The organism is Paraconexibacter sp., from assembly GCF_041602235.1.
In the GTDB taxonomy this organism is placed as follows: domain Bacteria; phylum Actinomycetota; class Thermoleophilia; order Solirubrobacterales; family Solirubrobacteraceae; genus Paraconexibacter.
Map to the genome: position 1 here is coordinate 1 of NZ_JBFIGP010000001.1, position 16,406 is coordinate 16,406.

Below are 16,406 nucleotides of genomic sequence, written 5' to 3' on the forward strand. Positions count from 1 at the left end.
CTTCTGCTCCGGCGTGCCCGCCAGCGCGAGGATCTCGCTGTTCCCGGAGTCGGGCGCCTGACATCCGAAGGCGTTCGGCGCGAGCATCGACGAGCCGAGGATCTCGTGCAGCAGGCCGAGCTTGACCTGCCCGTAGCCCTGCCCCCCGAGCTCGGGATCGAGGTGGGCCGCCCAGAGGCCCTGCTCGCGGACCTGCGCCTGCAGCGGCGCGTAGATGCGGTCGAGCTGCTCCTGGTCGAGCTCGTTGAAGATCGTCTCGAGGGGCCAGATCTCCTCGCGCACGAACGTGCGGGCCCAGTCGAGCTTCGCCTGGTAGTCGGCGTCCGTCGAGAAATCCCATCCCATCAGCGCATCATCCCACCAACGTCCCAGAAGGCCAGTTCGAGCCGGGAGGATTCCAGGAACGCGGCCACCATCCGTTCGCGTGCCGCGGGACCCGCGTCCTGGGCCAGTCGGTCGACGAGATCCCGACACCATGCGCCCAGCTCGGCGAATCCGGGATCGGCGTACGTGGCGATCCATCGGTCCAGATGGGCCCGGCCCGTCCCGTCGGCGCCCACCGACGCGGCGAGCCGCCGGCCGATCTCGGCGTACCCCCACATGCACGGCAGGAGCGCGGCCGCGAGCTCGGCGACATCGCCGAGCGTCGCGGTTCGCAGCAGGAAGTCGGTGTAGGCCCGCGTGAGCGGGTCGGGACGCTCGGCGGCGAGCTCCTCGGCGCTGACGCCGATCTCGGCGGCGAACGCCCGGTGCAGCTCCATCTCCTCGCCGAGGATCGCCTGCGTCAGGTCCGCGAACCGCCGCATGGTCGTCACGTCCGGCGCCCGCGCCGCGCCGAGCGCCAGGAGCCGCGCGTAGTCGACCAGGAACAGGTAGTCCTGCCGCACGTAGCGCGCGAACGCCTGCGGGTCGACCGTCCCGTCGCCGATGCCGCGCACGAAGGGATGGGCGTGCTGCTGCGCCCAGATCGCGTCGGCCTCGGACCTCAACGAGGCCGAGAACGTCTCGTGGGCGCTCATCTCCTCTTCCGCGGGACGCGCACGCGCGCATCCGGCTTCTTCGGCGCGGCCTCGCGGTTGCCGGCCTTGTCCACCGCGATCGTCCAGAAGTCGTAGCGGCTGCCCGCCTTGACCTTCAGCGTGAGCTTCCTCTTGGTCGAGCTCCTGAGCTTGCGCGGCTTGCGACCGTTGGCGGCTCGCCAGATCTCGACCCGGCGCAGACCGCTGGCCTTGAGCGGCTTGGTGGCCTTGTCCGACGCCGTCCAGCGCAGCGTGATCCGGCCCTTCTTCGGCTTGGCCGGGCGCCGGAGCTTGGATCTCGGGGGCCGGAGGTCGACCCGCTGAGCCTGCTTGACCGCCTCCCCCGCGTTCAGGATGCCCCAGCCGAGATCGGCGGTCCATCCCGTCCCGGACGGACGGCTGGCGGTCGCCTTGAGCAGGCGGACCACCCCGAGCCCGGGGATGTCCGGGTTGACGTCGCGCACCAGCGCCGCCGTGGCGGCCACGATCGGCGCGGCCATCGACGTGCCCTGCAGGTAGGCGTAGCGGGCATCACCGGCGAGCGCGGCGCGACACCCGCACGCCGGCTGGAACAGACCTCCGCGCTCCAGCGACGTGGTCTGCCCCGGGAACGCGCCGAACAGACCGGGTGGCCCTCCGCTGACGTTGTAGGCCCCGTACGCCGCCAGGGAGATCTGGCTCCCGAGGCCCGCGAAGTTGGCACGGCGGTCGGCGAAGTTCGCCGCGGTCACGGACAGGCCACGTCCGGCGGTGATGTCGGGTCCGGTCCCGGTCGGCTGCAGCACGTTGCTGGGATCGCCCTGCTCCTGCACCGGCTCGTCCGCCGCCGCCGCCACGAGCACGACGTCACGCTCGACCGCGTAGTCGATCGCGTCGACGAGCGTCCGCGGCGCCGCCTGGCTCCCGTCGGTGCCGAAGCTCATGTTGATCGCCTGGGCGCCCGCGTCGGTGGCGGCGATGATGCTGCGGGCGACGCTGCTGTCGGACAGGTCGGTCTTGTACACGAGGAGCTTGCAGCCGAACCCCGCGCCGACCAGCCCGACGCCGTTGTCGCCGGCGCCACAGGCGAGGGACGCGACGTGCGTCCCGTGGCCGATCTCGTCCGTCGTCGCCGTCCCGCCACCCGAGGCGTCGTCGTCGACGGCGACCGTGATCCGGCCGGTGAGGTCCGGGTGGTTGCCGTCGATCCCCGTGTCGATGATCGCGACGCGAGCGTCGACCCCGCGGGTCACGTCCCACGCGGAGAACAGCCCGGTCCGCGCCGCCCACCACTGCAGCGACGTGTCCGGGGCGGTAGCCCGCGGCTCCGGCGTGCTCAGCGTGGGGTCGTTGGGCACGTAGCGCAGCTCGTGCCGTCGCTCGGCCTCGACGCGCTCGACGCCTGGCTGGGACCGCAGCTCGGCGGCGAACGTGCTCAACCGGACGCCCGGCGGCGGCGCGAGCACCTCGGTGTCGAGCTGGGGGATCGCGGGCCGCGCGCGGCGCCCGCCCGTCCGTCGGAGCAGCGACCTCGCTGCCGAGGCCTGCGCCTTCGGCGTCCCCGCGACGTCGGACTCGAGCGTGACCAGCAGGCGGCCCGTGGTCGCCGTCGCCCCGTGCGCCGGCGAGGGGATCGGGCCCGCGACGGCGCACGCACATGCGACGACCAGAGCGGAAGAGACCCGGCCGATCCCGAGCGTGCGCGACGTGGCCCTCATGTCACTCCGGAAACCGCGAAGAGAGGCGGGGTTGCGGCCTGCCGTCGCAGAAGCGGCCGCGGGACACGGGACCGCTCTAGTACCCGAGCGCGAACTTCGCGTCTTCGCTCATGCGATCCGGCGTCCACGGCGGCGCGAAGGTCATCTCCGACTCCACCGACGTCACGCCGTCGAGCTCGCTGACGAACTCGTCGATCTGCTCCATCACCTGCGGGCCGATCGGACATCCCGGCGACGTGAGCGTGAACGTGACGTGCACGTGGCCGTCGTCGATCGACACGCCGTAGATGAGCCCCAGCTCCATGAAGTCGAGCCCCAGCTCGGGATCGATCACGTTCGCCAGGGCGGCCTCGACGTCGTCAACGGTGACCATCGGGCCAGTCTAGCGACCCGGGCCAGGCGCTCCTTCGACGCACGCACGTCTCGGCGCCGGTTGAGACCGGGGCCCTTCAGGAGTACGGTCGCCGTCCGTGGTGCTCTTCCGCGACCACCCCCCATGCCTGATGTGCTCGGGCGACGAGGACCGCTCGACCCAGAGCCGTCGTCGGCGCGCCCTCTCCCGCGCGTTGCGGGCCAAGGACTCCGTCACCGTGGACCTCACGCAGCTCACCTGGGCGGACGCGTCGCTGATGCTGGACCTCGCGATGGTCGCCCGACGGCTGCGGTCCTGCGGGGCCGGCCTGGTCCTCCGCGGGGCGCAGCCGCAGATCCAGCGGCTGATCGAACTCGTCGGCCTGCACCGCCTGCCGGGTGTGCAGGTCGTGCCGGCCGTGGCCTGACCGCAGCTCGGTCCGCGCGGCCGCTCGCGTAGCCTTGCGGTCTCCTGATGCCCCTGCTCATCCTCCTGTTCCTGATCGTCCCGATCGCCGAGCTGTACGTGATCATCCAGGTCGGCCAGGCGATCGGCGCGCTGAACACCGTCGGCATCCTGATCCTCGACTCGATCGTCGGCTCGCTGCTCCTGCGGTCCCAGGGCCGCGCCGTGTGGCGCCGGTTCAACGATGCCCTGGCGGCCGGCCGGGCCCCCGCCCGCGAGGTCCTGGACGGCGTGCTCGTGATCTTCGGCGGCGCGTTGCTGATCACGCCGGGGTTCCTCTCGGACGTGTTCGGCATCCTGATGCTCGCCCCGCCCTCACGGGTGGTGATCCGGCGCATCCTGACCCGGCGCCTCACCTCCCGGGCGGCCTTCGTCGTCGCGGGGCCGGCGGGCGCGGCCGGCGCGGACGCCGCGATGCGGGCGCGCCGACGGCGACGGCCGGGCCGAGGTGACGACGTGGTGGACGGCACCGCAACCGAGATCGACGATTCCCCGAGGGAGCTTCCTTGACCGTCACCGCCGAGTCCGAGCAACCACGTCCGGCCCAGGGCGTCGCCTTCAGCGATGCCGTGACCTTCGCGTTCGGGGACCCGGCCGCCGACGTCTACGGGATCGCCCGCGTCGGCCTGTCCCCCGGCGAGGACGGGGACCCGCAGGGCAGCGGGCTCGCGATGCTCTTCAGCGGCCGCGAACCCGTCGCCGTGCGAGCGGCCGGGGGCATCCCGGTCGGTACGGCCGACTGGGCCGCCGTGGACGCGGCAGGGGTGCGCACGACGACGGTCGAGCCGCTGAGCACCTGGACGATCGCCTTCCAGAGCGAGGACGGCACCACCTCGTTCGATCTGCGCTTCGAGGCGCTCAGCGATCCGGCGGTCATCGACGCGGATGGCGAGGCAGCCCGCGTCGGCGGCATGGAGGGCTACGAGCAGCTCTGCCACGTCACGGGGTCCGCACAGGTCCGGGGCGGCCGCCGACGGGTGGACTGCTTCGGGCAGCGCGGCCACTCGTGGGGCGCGCCGGATTGGGACCGGGTGGCGCTGGCCCGCACCATCGGCGTCTGGATCGACCCCGAGCACGCGGTGACGTTGACCGCGATCCGTCCGTCGGGCTCCAAGCGCACGCACGCCGACGAGGCCATCGCCGCGAGCGTGTTCTCCGCTCCCCCGGAGGGGGCGGAACGGAGCGTCCCGGTGACCGTGGAGGACCCGCGGGTCACGACGACGATGGACGAGGAGGAGCGCCAGCGCCGCGCCGGCCTGGAGCTGTGGATCGATCCCGACGGGTACCCGTTGCGGGTCGCCGGCGAGGTCCTGTGCGGCACCTCGCTGGACCTCGGCCGGCTACGGCTCGACTGCGCGTTCTTCCACTGGACGATGGACGGCCGCCACGGCGTGGGGCGCTACGACATCCTGCGACGGGTCGCCCCGTGATCCGCGCGGTCGTCTGCGACTTCGGCGGAGTGCTGACGACGTCGCTCCACGACGCGTTCAAGGCCTGGGAACGGGAGTCCGGCATCGCGCTGGAGCACCTCGGCCAGGCGATGGTCACGCTGCACGACCGGGAGGGCGCCCACCCGCTCTACGAGCTCGAGTGCGGTCGCATCACCGAGGCCTCGTTCCACGAGCGGCTCGGCGCGCAGATGAGCGCCGACCTCGGGCGCCCGGTGGACATGTCGGGCTTCACGGAGACGTACTTCCGTCACCTCCATCCCAACGAGGAGCTGCTCGCGCACCTGGGCGGCCTGCGGGCGCGCGGGGTCCCGATGGCGCTGTTGACGAACAACGTCCGCGAGTGGGAGCCGCGCTGGCGGGCCATGCTGCCGGTCGACGAGCTGTTCGACGTCGTCGTGGACAGCGCCTACGTCGGGATGCGCAAGCCGGACGAGGAGATCTACCGGCTGACGTGCGAGCGGTTCGGCCACGACCCGCAGGCGTGCCTGTTCGTCGACGACTTCGCGCACAACTGCGACGCCGCGAAGGCGGTGGGGCTCACGCCGGTCTGGCACCGCGGCGACACCGCCGCGACGATCGCGACGATCGACGCCCTGCTGCTCCCGGACGCCTGAGCGCGCTGCGTCAGTTGTCGCTGCCGAGCCGGTCCCAGAGGTAGAGCTCGAGGCATTCGCCCGCGAGCTCCGTCGCCCGCTCGGGCGAGAGCCGAGGGAGGACGGTCTCCAGCGCCTGCTCCTCGGCCACCCCGGCGTCGAACGCCTCCTCGCCCCGGAACCCGGCGGCGATCTTCAGCGCTTCGCGCCGGTTCTCCCCGAGGTTCGGGAACACGCCGGTCAGGAACTCGCGGTTGGCGATCGGCTGCCCGACCTCCAGCGAGGCGTGCCAGGCGGCCAGCATCGACAGGTCGTGCTCGTCGAGGTCCGCCACGGCCTTGGCGTAGTGGGAATCGAGGTCCTGCTCCGGGATCTCGTCGACCCACGCGCGGACCAGCTCTCCGAGGAGCTGGCGCCGAGCCTCACGGCCGACGGACTCTGCGATGACGCGAATCGCGTCCTGGGGTTCGATGAAGCAGAGGGGCATTCCAGCTCCCTGACGCTCGGGGGACGACTGACGCTGTGGAAGGTAGGTCGCACGTCGGACGGCATTTCGGTACGGACCCGTACGTTCCGGACAGGTTTCCCGCTAGGTGCGGGAAACGCCTGCGGGGCGCGCCGACAGGCCTTTCCCGCAAGGAGCGGGGTGTTCGGCGCGGCCGAACGAGCGCTACGGCAACTCGCCGCTCCCGGCGCCGCGGTGCGCGGTCCCGCCGTGCCCGGTCCCGCCGACCGCGGTCCCGGTCCCGCCGACCCCCGGGCCGCCGGTCGCCCGCCCGTTCGCCTCGATGCGCCCGGGCTCGAACTCCCCGGCGGGAGCGGGCGCTGCGACCGAGGCGGGCGTGCGCCGGGCGGGGGCCGGGTCGCCGCCCGCTGCCCGGGCCCGCGCCCGGACCGGACGCGCAGTCACGGAGTGGCCGCGGGTGCCGCCCGCCGCCGACGAGCGCCCGGCGACGCGGAGCACCGCGGAGGCTGCGGACCGCGATCCCGGGAGCCCGGCGCTCGACGAACGCGTCCCGACCGTCCGCGAGCGTGCTCCGGGGCCGGATCGCGCGGCCGCCCGTTCCTCGACGGTCCGCGCGGCCGGACCCTGCGCGGCAGGACGCGCGCTGTGCACCGGCGCCGCGGTGGCCCGGGACGGCGGCTCGACCAGGCGGTCGACGGCCGCGACGCCACCGCTGGTCAACGCCGCGGCAGAGGCCGCGACGGCCATGCCCTTGGCCGACATCAGGGTCTCGGCCACCATCTGGACCCGCACGGTCGCCGACACCGCGCGCTCCTGCCACCACGCCACGAACCCCACGAGTCCCAGCGGCGCGATGCCCGCCATCGGCGCCTCGCGGTCGTGCATCGCGCGGACCGTGGCGCGGCAGGCCGGGCAGATCCGCAGATGGCGGCGGGCGCCCGCCAGATCCGGCGCGGCGGCGCCGCCCTCACGCAGGCGCTCGAGCGTCGGCGCCCAGCGCTCGCACCCCCGGCCGCTCTCCAGCAGCGCGAAGCGCGTCCGGGCGCGTGCCCGGCCCTCGGTCAGCGAGCGGTTGACCTTGGTCCGCGTCCACCCCAGCTCGCCCGCGATCTCGGTGTAGCTGAGCCCGTCGGCGCGCAGTCGCAGCGCCTGCTCCTCGCCGGGCCGGAGATCCTCGAGGGCCTCGGCCATCCAGCCCGCACGCTCCCGGTCCAGTGCACGGTCGTCGGGCGAGGCCTCGTGGCCCACCTGGGCGTCGAAGTCGTAGGCCGTCCGCGGAACCACCCGTTGCCGGTCGGCGCGCAGCGAGATCGCCTCGTGCTTGACGACGGTGTGGAGCCAGCGGTGGGCGCGCTCCGGATCCAGCCTGCCCGCGTTGCGGAGGAAGGTCTCCATGGCGCGCTGGTACGCGTCATGGGCATCGTCCTCGCAGAGCGAGTGCCGGCGAGCGGTCGCCAGGAGCGACGTCGCATGGCGCGCCAGCGTCGCCGCCACCAGGTCCTCCCCCTCCGTCCACCGTGCGGTCCTTGCAGGCGTCGCTGCCACGTCGGTCTCCTTCGCCATCCGCGGCCGCACCCTGTGGCGGCCGTCCGACAACTCAGAGTCCGAGGCGGCGCCTGCTGTCGGAAACCGCTACCCGGGGTCGGCGCTCTCGCCCGCCTCGGGCTCGTCCGGCCCGGGAGGGAGTGCGCCGAGCACGCCCGCGACACGGGCGCGGACCTCCTCGTCCACCCCGACCGTGGCCGCCGCGCGGACGCGCGGCGTCATCGGAGGCGCCCCGAAGTTCCGCAGGGCGAGGTCGAGCGCGCCGACGGGGACCGCGGCGGCCGCGCACAGCTCCGAGGCCCGGCGCGAGAGGTTGATCGCGTCACCGATGCCGAACACGCGCTTGGCCGCCAACACCGTCGGGTCGGTGGCGTCCGCGCCGAACCCGAGCGTCCAGGGCTCCAGGTCCGCGAGGTCCAGGCAGGACACGAGGAGCAGCAGCTCGAACCGGGGCGCACGGGCGAGGCCCGGCAGGGCCAGACGCTCGAACGCGCGGTCGAAGCGCCGCTGGCGCGACCACGCGGCGTCGCCCGCGAACGCCGCCGCCTGCGAGCCTGCGCGCTCCGCCCAGGCCCGGTACGCCGTGAACGTCGCCGCGGCACCGCGGCGCGGGTCCACTCCGGGGCGAGGCCCGAGCGGCATCTCCCCCGGGTCGGGCGTCTCCCCGCCGGCCCAGGTCGTGCGCACGGCGTCGATCGTCGCCCACGGCCCGTCGTCCCCGTCCTCCAGCGGCGAGAGCACGGCGATCTGGAACGCCAGCCACAGCGCCTCCTCACGGTCCTCCTGGGCCGCAGCGGTTCCGTAGCGACCGGGCGGGGTGACGGACAGCTCCTCGATGCGCGCCACGGAGAACGCGATCTCCTCGGAGAGCCGTACCGCGTCCGCCGTGGCGCGCAGCCCCGGGACCAGCTCGTTCGCGTACCCGTCCTCGACCGCGCGCGCCTCCTTGCGGACCGTCACTCCGGGGCGCGTCCTCGCGGAGCCGGACCGCGTGCGTGGTGCACGCGACGGTCGGGGCCCCGACGACCCACGGCGCTGCGGGACCCCGTCGGCCGCCTCCTTCCTCGCCTTGGCGACGCAGACGGGGCAGCGGTCCTCGAGTCGACCGTGACGGCAGAACGTAGGCATCGCCGAGCAGTCTAGGCGGACGCCGCGCCCGGACCGCCCGTCACCCTGGACCGTGATGACGGGCGGGTCCGGCGCGTCGGCTGGGCCCCGGCGTGGGACGGCGCCGGGACACAGGACCCGGACGTGCATCGGCCCCGGGACCAGGCGGTGAGAGCGGCCCGTCGTTCCCTGGCCGCAACGACGAGCGGCCCTCCCCACTGCCGGGGAGGGCCGCCGCGGACTTCCGGGCCCCGCGTCAGGCGGGGGCTGCGCTCACCGGCGCTTGCGCACGACCTCCCAGGCCGGGCGGGGCTGACCGTCGGGTCCGACCAGGCCGGCGTCGAAGGGACGGCCCTTGCCGTTGGCCTTCGGCATGTCGGCGTTGGTGCTGCCGGTCCAGTTGTAGAGGTAGACCTTCTTGATCGCGCTGTTCTGCCGGGCGATCTTGAACATCTGCTTGAACGACTTCGCCTGACGGGCGAGGTCGTACTTGAACGAGCCGAACTGGGCGACGCCGCCGGTCTCCGTCAGCCACATCTGGCCGCCCTTCGGCAGGCCCTTCTTGATGATGTAGCGGGTGCGCGTCGAGGAGTTGCGGTTCGTGTCGGAGTAGTTGTGCAGGCCGTAGATCCTCGGCTTGCCCTTCTTCGCGTACTTGGTGAAGGCCTTCATGTACTTCGCCGCACCGCGGAAGTCCGTGTCGAGGACGTCGAGGGCGACGATCGTGCGCTTCTTGGCCCGCTTCTTCAGCTCGAGGAAGTAGTCCGCGGCCCGCTTGGCCCCGGCGTTGCCCTTGCAGAGCTTGTCGGGCTGGGACGGGCAGTGGTTGATCTCGTTCCACGGCTGGTAGTACTTGACGTGCTTGCCGTAGCGCTTGATGAACTTCGCCACGGCCTTCCCGTAGGCGGCCTTCGACGGCGCGACCTCCTTGCGGTTGTTCTGGCGGGAGACGTTGAACGCCACGAGGATCCGCGACTTGCTGGCCACGGCCGCCGCGAACCAGGCGTCGGTCTCGGCGACCTGCTGCGGGAACGACATGCCGTCCCACGGGAAGATGTAGCGGACGTCCTTGAGCTTCAACGGCTTGAAGAACGGGCTGGAGAACATCGTCGGCTGCTGATCGCCGATGCCGGTGGTGAACGCGGCCTGGCCCGAGGCCGGCGCGGCGAGCAGCGCCACGGCGGCGAGGCTCGCGAGGAGGGCGGTACGACGCATGGTCAGGGCATTCCTTGGGTCGGGTCGGTCGGTCCGTCGAGCGACGGCAGGCGGTGGAACACCCTAGCGGGACCGAAGTCGCGCTTCAGAGATGTTCCAGCGTCCTAGTCGGCGCGCCGGCCCAGTTCCTGAAGCCCGCCGATGAAGAGCGCCGAGATGAACTCCACCGCGGCGTCCACGTCCGGTGGGTCTCCCTGCAGCATCCGGACGCCGACCTCGAACCCGGCGCCCATCATGGCGACGGCCAGCGCGTCGGCATCGACCTCGGGCAGATGCCCGGCCGCGATGCCGGTGCGGATGTCCTCGGCGAGATCGTCGGTCCCGGCCCCTAGGACGGGCTCGTCGAACATCGCGCGGATCGTGCCCGCGTTGCGCTGCAGCACCGAGAAGAGCCGACGGTCCTCCGCCAGGAACTCGTAGTAGGCGCGGAAGCCGTTGGCGATGAACTCCTCCGCGCTCTCCCCCCGCAGGCGCGCCGCCCGCACGCGCACGCGCACCTCCCCGGTCACCTCGTCGAGCAGCGCGCGGAGCACCGACTCCTTGTCCGGGAAGTAGTTGTAGAACGTCCCGGTCGCGAGATCGGTGCGGCGGACGATGTCGCGCACCGTCGCCGCGCCGTATCCGAGCTCGGCGAACACGTCGGTCGCGGCATCGAGGATCGCCTGGCGGTTGGCCGCCTTGGTGCGCTCCCGCTTGCCCGCCGAGGTGTTCGGGACGGTGCTCACGCGGGCACCGCCCCCGCCCGGGCCCGGGCCGGGATCGGCAGCGGACGACCGGTGGCGGCGGCGCGGGCGGCGCCCGCCGCGCGCTCCCGCGCCAGATCCACGAGGTAGTCGTCGAAGTCGACCTGGATCGTGTGCCGCTTGGACGTGACGTAGCGCTTGGCCATGGCCGCGTGATCCTCGCGGATGTCGGCGAGCAGCGCGTCGGGGCGCGGCAGCGCGTACTCGCCGCGGAGGTGATCGGCGATCCATGCCCCCTGCGCCTCGGCGAGCGGCATGACCGCCCCCAGCGGCTGCAGCAGGCCGGCGAAGAAGACGTCGCGGTGCTCGGGGTGGAACACGCGGCGGAACAGCTCGATGTGGTTGTCCGGCGCGGAGATGAGGTCCTCGTCGAAGAAGGGGAAGGTGATCTTGTACCCGGTGCAGTAGACGACCACGTCGCAGGGCACGCGCGAGCCGTCGGTGAACTCGATCTCGCGGTCGTGCAGCCGGGCGATGTTCGGCTTCGGCGTGATGGTGCCGTGTCCGATGCGGTCCAGGATGCGCCCGGAGACCGTGGGGTGCGCCTGGCCGAACCCGTGGTCGGGCTTGGGCAGGCCGTACTTCTCCAGCGGCCCCGTCGCGGCGAGGACGAGCTTCTCGACGACGCGCCGCCGGATGCCGAACGGGATGCGGGTGTCGTTGCGCAGCTGATCGAAGGGCCGGCCGAAGAGGTACTTCGGCACGATCCATGCGCCGCGCCGGGCGGCCAGCCACGTGTGCCGGGCGACGTAGGAGCTCTCGACCGCGAGGTCCATGGCGCTGTTGCCCATCCCGAGGATGACGACGTTCTTGTCGCGGAACGTCTCGTCCTCGCAGTAGCTGTGGGCGTGCATCTGCTCGATGCTCGTGGTGTCGTGCCCGGGGAAGGCGGGCTCCGGCCAGCGCGGGTCCCAGTGGTGGCCGTTGGCGACGATGAGGGCGTCGAACCGCTCGACCGCGCCGTCGTCGAGGGTGAGCTCCCAGACGCCCGCGGCGTCCTTCTGCGCCCGAGCGACCTTCGTCGAGAACCGGATGGCGTCGCGGAAGCCGAAGTGGTCGACGTACTCCTCGAAGTACGCCGCGATCTGCGTGTGGTGCGGGTAGTCGGGGTAGGACTTCGGCATCGGGAAGTCCGAGTACTCCATGCGCTCCCGCGAGGTGTTGATGTGCAGGCCGCGGTAGGCGGCGGACATGCCGTTGGTGTTCCCGAACACCCAGTTGCCGCCGATCCTGTCGGACGCCTCGAAGCACGTGAAGGGGATGCCGCGCGTGTGCAGGGCCTTGGCGGCGGCGATGCCGGACGACCCGGCACCGATGATCGCGACGGACGGAAGCTCGGTCATGCGGACCACCGTAGCAAAAGATGACGCATGCGTCACTTTCGTTGTCCCGGCCCCGTCCCCGGCCGTCCGGGACGTCCTCCCGGTGCGCGCGCTCCCCGCGTCGCGTAGCCTGAGCAGTGCGCGAGGCGCCTTCCCGTCCCCACGGAGCGCCCATGTTCGCAGTACCTCGCCGCATCCTCGCCGCCACGACCGCAGCGCTCGGGCTGCTCGCCCCCGCGGCCCTCGCCGCCGACTACAGCGGCACCGCGCGGAACATCATCCCCTCCGGCCAGCCCGGCGGCGTGCCGATCCCGCCAGGAGCCTCCACCCAGGCCGCGATGTACGACGGCCTGACGCCGCTCTTCGACCAGGTCACCCCGGGCGACCTCACCACCTACTTCAAGTCGGCGAAGTTCGGCGTCGCCGCGGACGAAGGCCCGGCCGTCCCCGAGACCGTGCCCCGCAAGGGCGTGACGCTGGTGCGGGACCGCTACGGCGTGCCGCACATCACCGGCAGGACCCACGACGACGTGACCTGGGCGATGGGCTGGATGGCGCAGGCCGACCGGGGCCTGCTGCTGGCCCAGGGCCGGTACGCCGGGCGCGTCGCCGCCCTCGACGTCCCCGGTCTGAGCGCGTTCAGCCTGATCACCGGCCTCAAGACGTTCACCCCCACGAAGGCCGCCGACCGGCAGATCGACCGCGAGCAGACCGCGGCGCTGCGGCGAGCCGGCCTGGACGGGCGCCGGATCCTGCACGACATCGACGTGTACGTCCGCGGGATCAACGCGCGGCTCAGGGCCGAGAAGAGCACCGAGAAGCCCTGGACCCGCGTGGACGTCTACGGCGTCAACGCGCTCCTCGGGCAGATCTTCGGCGAGGGCGGTGGCGACGAGGCCCGCCGCTCGACCCTGCTCGCCGCCCTGCGCAAGCGCCTGGGCCGGACGGCGGGCACGAGGGTCTGGGACGACCTCACCCAGCACGCGGACGACAGCACCCCGGCCACCATCACGAAGCGGTTCCCGTACCTCCGCGTCCCGAAGCGGACCGCGGGCAACGTCGTGCTCGACGCCGGGAGCCTGAACGCCACCGCCTCGCGCGCGGCGACGGCCCAGGCCGCCGCTCGCCGGTACGCGAGCAACTTCCTCCTCGTCTCCGGCAAGCGCGCGACCGGCGGCCACCCGCTCTTCGTCGCCGGCCCGCAGATCGGCTACTTCTACCCCGGCCTCACGTTCGAGGTCGACGTGAAGGGCCCCGGCTTCCAGGCCCGTGGCGCCACCGCCCCGGGGTTCCCGGGCAACGTCCTCATCGGGCGCGGTCCGGACTTCGCGTGGTCGTTGACCTCGGCGGGGAACGACCTCGTCGACCACTACGTCGAGACGCTCTGCGGTGGCTCGCGGTTGCGCTACCGCTACAAGGGCACGTGCCGCAGGATGCAGCGGCTGACCGTCGGGAGGATCGCGGGACGCAAGCGCAGCGTCACGATCCGCTCGACCGTGCACGGCCCCGTCCTCGGCTACGCGAAGGTCGCCGGCAGGACGGTGGCGATCTCGCGCAAGCGCTCGAGCCGCGGCAAGGACATCCTGTTCCAGCGGATGTTCCGCGACCTGACGCTCAACAAGGTCCGGTCGGCGAGGACGTTCATCGCCGCGGCCGCCAAGTCCCCCTTCACGTTCAACGCGGCCTACGCGGACGACCGCGACATCGCGATGTACTCGGCGGGGCTCCTGCCCAGGCGCCATCCCCGGGTCGATCCCCGCCTGCCGACGAAGGGCACCGGCGGGTACGAGTGGCGCGGCTACCTCCCGGCCTCCGCGCATCCGCAGCAGATCAACCCGGCGAGCGGCGCCCTGGTGAACTGGAACAACAAGCCGGCGCGGGGCTGGGGCAGCTCCGACAGCGAGTGGAGCTACGGTCCGGTCCAGCGCGTCGACCTGCTGAACGCCGGGATCGCGGCAAGACCGACGCACGACCTCGCCTCGGTCACCGCCGCGATGAACGCGGCCGCGACGCAGGACCTGCGGGCGATCGCCGTCGTGCCGCTGCTGGGCCGCCTCCTGGCCGGGACGCAGGCCCCCACCGCACGCGCCCAGGCATCGCTGGACGCGATGCTCGCCTGGAGCGCAGCGGGCGCGAGCCGCCTGGACCGCGACCTCGACGGCACGATCGACGCCGGCCCCGGCCCCGCGATCGTCGACGAGGCGTACCCCCGGCTGGCGGACGCGATCATGCAGCCGGTGCTCGGCTCGCAGGCCAAGCTGTTCAGAGACCTCGAGGGCGCCGACAACTGGACCGGGAGCGGGTTCACCGGCGGCCGGATCAACCACGTCGTCAAGGATCTGCGCAGGGTCCTCGGCGACCGGGATCCGTCCCCGTTCGCCACCCGCTTCTGCGGCCGCGGTCGGCTCGCAGCGTGCCGCGAGGACCTCTGGGCTGCGATCGACGCCGCGGCAGGGACGCTCGCCGGCTCCCAGGGCCCGGACGTGAGCGCCTGGCGGGCCGACGCCACCGAGGAGCGGATCTCCTTCGCTCCCGGGCTGCTGCCGACGACGATCCGCTACACGAACCGCCCGTCAGGCATCCAGCAGGTGATCGAGTTCACTGGCCACCGCCGGCGCTGAGGGGAACCTGCGGCGGGCCGGGCGTCGGCAGCGGTCCCGTGCCCGGGCCGCCCCCGGGCGGATCCCCGTCGTGCGGCGGCCGCAGCAGCGACGCGAGCGTCGCGATCACGAGCGTCGCGATGATCACGCCGAGCGACAGGCCGATCGGGATGTGCCAGAGGTCCTCGATCAGCATCTTGAACCCGATGAACACCAGCAGGAACGCGAGCCCGTAGCGGAGCAGGTGGAACTTCGCCTGCGCCCCGTCGAGCAGGCGGTAGAGCGCGCGCAGCCCGAGCAGGGCGAACGCGTTGGCGGCGAACACGATGAAGGTGTCCGTGGTGATGCCGAAGATCGCGGGGATCGAGTCGACGGCGAAGATGACGTCGGCGGCCGCGACCGCCACCACGACGACCAGCAGGGGCGTCGCGACGCGGCGACCGCCCTCGTGCACGAACAGCCGATCCTCGCGGTACCCGTTGGTGACCGGGAAGAGCCGGCGCACGAGCTTGGTCCCCGGGATCTTGTCCGGGTCGACCTCCTCCTGCTCCTCGGTCAGCGCCATCCGGACGCCGGTGAACAGCAGGATGGCGCCGAACACGTACAGCACCCAGTGGAACGACTCGACCAGCGCAGCGCCGGCCACGATGAAGATCGCGCGCAGCACGAGGGCGCCGACGATGCCCCAGAGCAGGACGGTCGAACGCACGACCGTCGGGACGGCCATCGCCCCGAAGATCAGGGCGAAGACGAACACGTTGTCGAGCGACAGCGAGCGCTCCAGCACGTAGCCGGTGAGGAACTCCGCTCCCGCGTCGGACTCCCCGGCCACGAAGAGGCCCACGCCGAACAGCAGCGCCACCGCGATCCACGCGATGCTGAAGATGACCGAGCGCCGCATGGACGCGATCTCGTCGCGCTTCTCGAACAGCAGCATGTCGACGGCGAGGCTGATGATCACGAAGATGATCAGGCCTGCCCAGAGGGTGATACCTGCGTCCATGACGGCTTCCTGGTTCTGCGGCGGGAAAGATGGGGGGCGGGCCGTCAGACCCGCAGGAACTCACGGTACGGGACCGCGGGGAGTTGCGGCGATCCGGCGCCGACGGCGTCGTTCAACCGCTCGGCCAGCGCGACGGCCACGTCCTCCCGCCGTCGACTGCCCGGTCGCAAAAGGATACGGGTCAACGCGGTGAGACCGACGGCTCCCGGCGCGCTCGCAACCGTCACGACCACGGCGTCGCCCGTCGCGATGTCGGCGATCGCACGGGTCAGCGCGGTCCGCCGCGCGGCCGGACCGGTCCGCAGCAGGCGCGGCGAGACGACGACCGTCGCGGCACGACGGGTGCGCGCGACCGCGCTCGCGCCCCGGTCGCACACCTCGCCGATGCGCACCTCGGGCGCCGGGACGCCGGCGGCAGCCGCGATGGCCCGGAGCGTGTCCCGCACCTCGTCGAGCGCTCCTTCCTCGTCGGAGGCCGGGCGACGGACAGCGTGGGCGCGCAGCACGAGGCGCGCCGCGCTGCGCACGTGGACGAGCGCCAGGACGGCGACCGCGGCGCCGGCCGCGACCGGTGGCACGCCGAGGACGACGAGCACGCAGGCGACCAGGGCATCGCCTCCGGCGAGCAGCAGCAGCGGCAGCGGCACGGAGGCCGGTACGGGGGGCGGCGAGGTCACGCCGGCGTCGGCTCCTTCCGGGGTCAGCGAGGGTCACGCACGCACGTCGGGCGCACAACCCCGCCCCGGCACGACGGCGTCGCACCGGGGCGGAGGTCGGGTCAGCGCACGGATCCAGGGTGAACGTCGAGGCCGTGACGTGCCACCGGAC

The 16,406-nt window shown here is 72.7% G+C and carries 17 protein-coding genes; 5 read left to right on the plus strand and 12 right to left on the minus strand.

The annotated features are described in order from the left end of the window. The 4 genes from ABYE80_RS00005 to ABYE80_RS00020 all read right to left on the minus strand — a co-directional run. The coding region (locus tag ABYE80_RS00005) for an acyl-CoA dehydrogenase family protein (RefSeq protein ID WP_372787676.1) at window positions 1-345 on the minus strand (345 nt) is incomplete at its 3' end. Continuing rightward, the gene (gene tenA, locus ABYE80_RS00010; RefSeq protein ID WP_372787678.1) at window positions 345-1,019 is read right to left on the minus strand and encodes a thiaminase II; all 675 of its coding nucleotides are present in this window, start codon (window positions 1,017-1,019) and stop codon (window positions 345-347) included. The genes ABYE80_RS00005 and tenA, both read right to left, overlap by 1 nt. Beyond that, window positions 1,016-2,716 carry a S8 family serine peptidase gene (locus tag ABYE80_RS00015; protein WP_372787679.1) on the minus strand — a complete coding sequence of 567 codons (1,701 nt, stop codon included), beginning with the start codon at window positions 2,714-2,716 and terminating at the stop codon, window positions 1,016-1,018. The genes tenA and ABYE80_RS00015 overlap by 4 nt, the downstream gene beginning before the upstream one ends. Window positions 2,717-2,792: 76 nt before the next feature. Next, window positions 2,793-3,089, minus strand: a complete 297-nt coding sequence (locus ABYE80_RS00020; protein WP_372787681.1) for a metal-sulfur cluster assembly factor — start codon at window positions 3,087-3,089, stop codon at window positions 2,793-2,795. Between the two features lie 97 nt (window positions 3,090-3,186). Between ABYE80_RS00020 and ABYE80_RS00025 the strand changes: the two genes are divergently transcribed. From ABYE80_RS00025 to ABYE80_RS00040, 4 genes are read left to right on the plus strand one after another with little or no spacing between them, the layout of a single operon-like run. Then, window positions 3,187-3,495: an STAS domain-containing protein gene (locus ABYE80_RS00025; protein WP_372787683.1), complete on the plus strand. Its 309-nt coding sequence runs from the start codon at window positions 3,187-3,189 to the stop codon at window positions 3,493-3,495. A gap of 47 nt (window positions 3,496-3,542) precedes the next feature. Continuing rightward, complete coding sequence (locus tag ABYE80_RS00030) at window positions 3,543-4,043, plus strand: FxsA family protein (RefSeq protein WP_372787684.1); 501 nt, start codon at window positions 3,543-3,545, stop codon at window positions 4,041-4,043. Next, window positions 4,040-4,963, plus strand: a complete 924-nt coding sequence (locus tag ABYE80_RS00035; protein ID WP_372787686.1) for a hypothetical protein — start codon at window positions 4,040-4,042, stop codon at window positions 4,961-4,963. The genes ABYE80_RS00030 and ABYE80_RS00035 overlap by 4 nt, the downstream gene beginning before the upstream one ends. Continuing rightward, window positions 4,960-5,598 carry an HAD family hydrolase gene (locus tag ABYE80_RS00040; protein ID WP_372787688.1) on the plus strand — a complete coding sequence of 213 codons (639 nt, stop codon included), beginning with the start codon at window positions 4,960-4,962 and terminating at the stop codon, window positions 5,596-5,598. Before ABYE80_RS00035 ends, ABYE80_RS00040 begins: the two co-directional genes overlap by 4 nt. Window positions 5,599-5,608: 10 nt before the next feature. Here ABYE80_RS00040 and ABYE80_RS00045 read toward each other — a convergent pair whose 3' ends face one another. The 6 genes from ABYE80_RS00045 to ABYE80_RS00070 all read right to left on the minus strand — a co-directional run bounded on the left by ABYE80_RS00045 (window position 5,609) and on the right by ABYE80_RS00070 (window position 11,996). Next, window positions 5,609-6,064 (minus strand): hypothetical protein, encoded by a 456-nt coding sequence (locus ABYE80_RS00045; protein WP_372787690.1) that lies wholly within the window; start codon window positions 6,062-6,064, stop codon window positions 5,609-5,611. Window positions 6,065-6,247: 183 nt separating this feature from the next. Further along, window positions 6,248-7,606, minus strand: coding sequence for an RNA polymerase sigma factor (locus ABYE80_RS00050; protein ID WP_372787691.1), 1,359 nt, complete (start codon window positions 7,604-7,606; stop codon window positions 6,248-6,250). Between the two features lie 69 nt (window positions 7,607-7,675). Beyond that, complete coding sequence (locus tag ABYE80_RS00055; protein WP_372787692.1) at window positions 7,676-8,548, minus strand: hypothetical protein; 873 nt, start codon at window positions 8,546-8,548, stop codon at window positions 7,676-7,678. 420 nt (window positions 8,549-8,968) lie between these two features. Then, window positions 8,969-9,910, minus strand: a complete 942-nt coding sequence (locus ABYE80_RS00060) for a glycosyl hydrolase (RefSeq protein WP_372787693.1) — start codon at window positions 9,908-9,910, stop codon at window positions 8,969-8,971. 104 nt (window positions 9,911-10,014) lie between these two features. Beyond that, window positions 10,015-10,635, minus strand: coding sequence for a TetR/AcrR family transcriptional regulator (locus ABYE80_RS00065; protein ID WP_372787694.1), 621 nt, complete (start codon window positions 10,633-10,635; stop codon window positions 10,015-10,017). Continuing rightward, complete coding sequence (locus ABYE80_RS00070; RefSeq protein ID WP_372787695.1) at window positions 10,632-11,996, minus strand: flavin-containing monooxygenase; 1,365 nt, start codon at window positions 11,994-11,996, stop codon at window positions 10,632-10,634. The genes ABYE80_RS00065 and ABYE80_RS00070 overlap by 4 nt, the downstream gene beginning before the upstream one ends. A 152-nt stretch (window positions 11,997-12,148) precedes the next feature. Here ABYE80_RS00070 and ABYE80_RS00075 point away from each other — a divergent pair, with 152 nt between their 5' ends. Then, a complete protein-coding gene (locus ABYE80_RS00075; protein WP_372787696.1) occupies window positions 12,149-14,596 on the plus strand; it encodes a penicillin acylase family protein in 2,448 nt (815 codons plus the stop codon). Here the strand turns inward: ABYE80_RS00075 and ABYE80_RS00080 are convergent. Then, window positions 14,574-15,578, minus strand: coding sequence for a TerC/Alx family metal homeostasis membrane protein (locus ABYE80_RS00080; protein WP_372787698.1), 1,005 nt, complete (start codon window positions 15,576-15,578; stop codon window positions 14,574-14,576). The genes ABYE80_RS00075 and ABYE80_RS00080 overlap by 23 nt on opposite strands. 44 nt (window positions 15,579-15,622) lie before the next feature. Beyond that, entirely contained in the window at window positions 15,623-16,255 is a 633-nt protein-coding gene (locus ABYE80_RS00085) for a hypothetical protein (RefSeq protein WP_372787699.1), read from the minus strand. Window positions 16,256-16,406 lie beyond the last annotated feature (151 nt).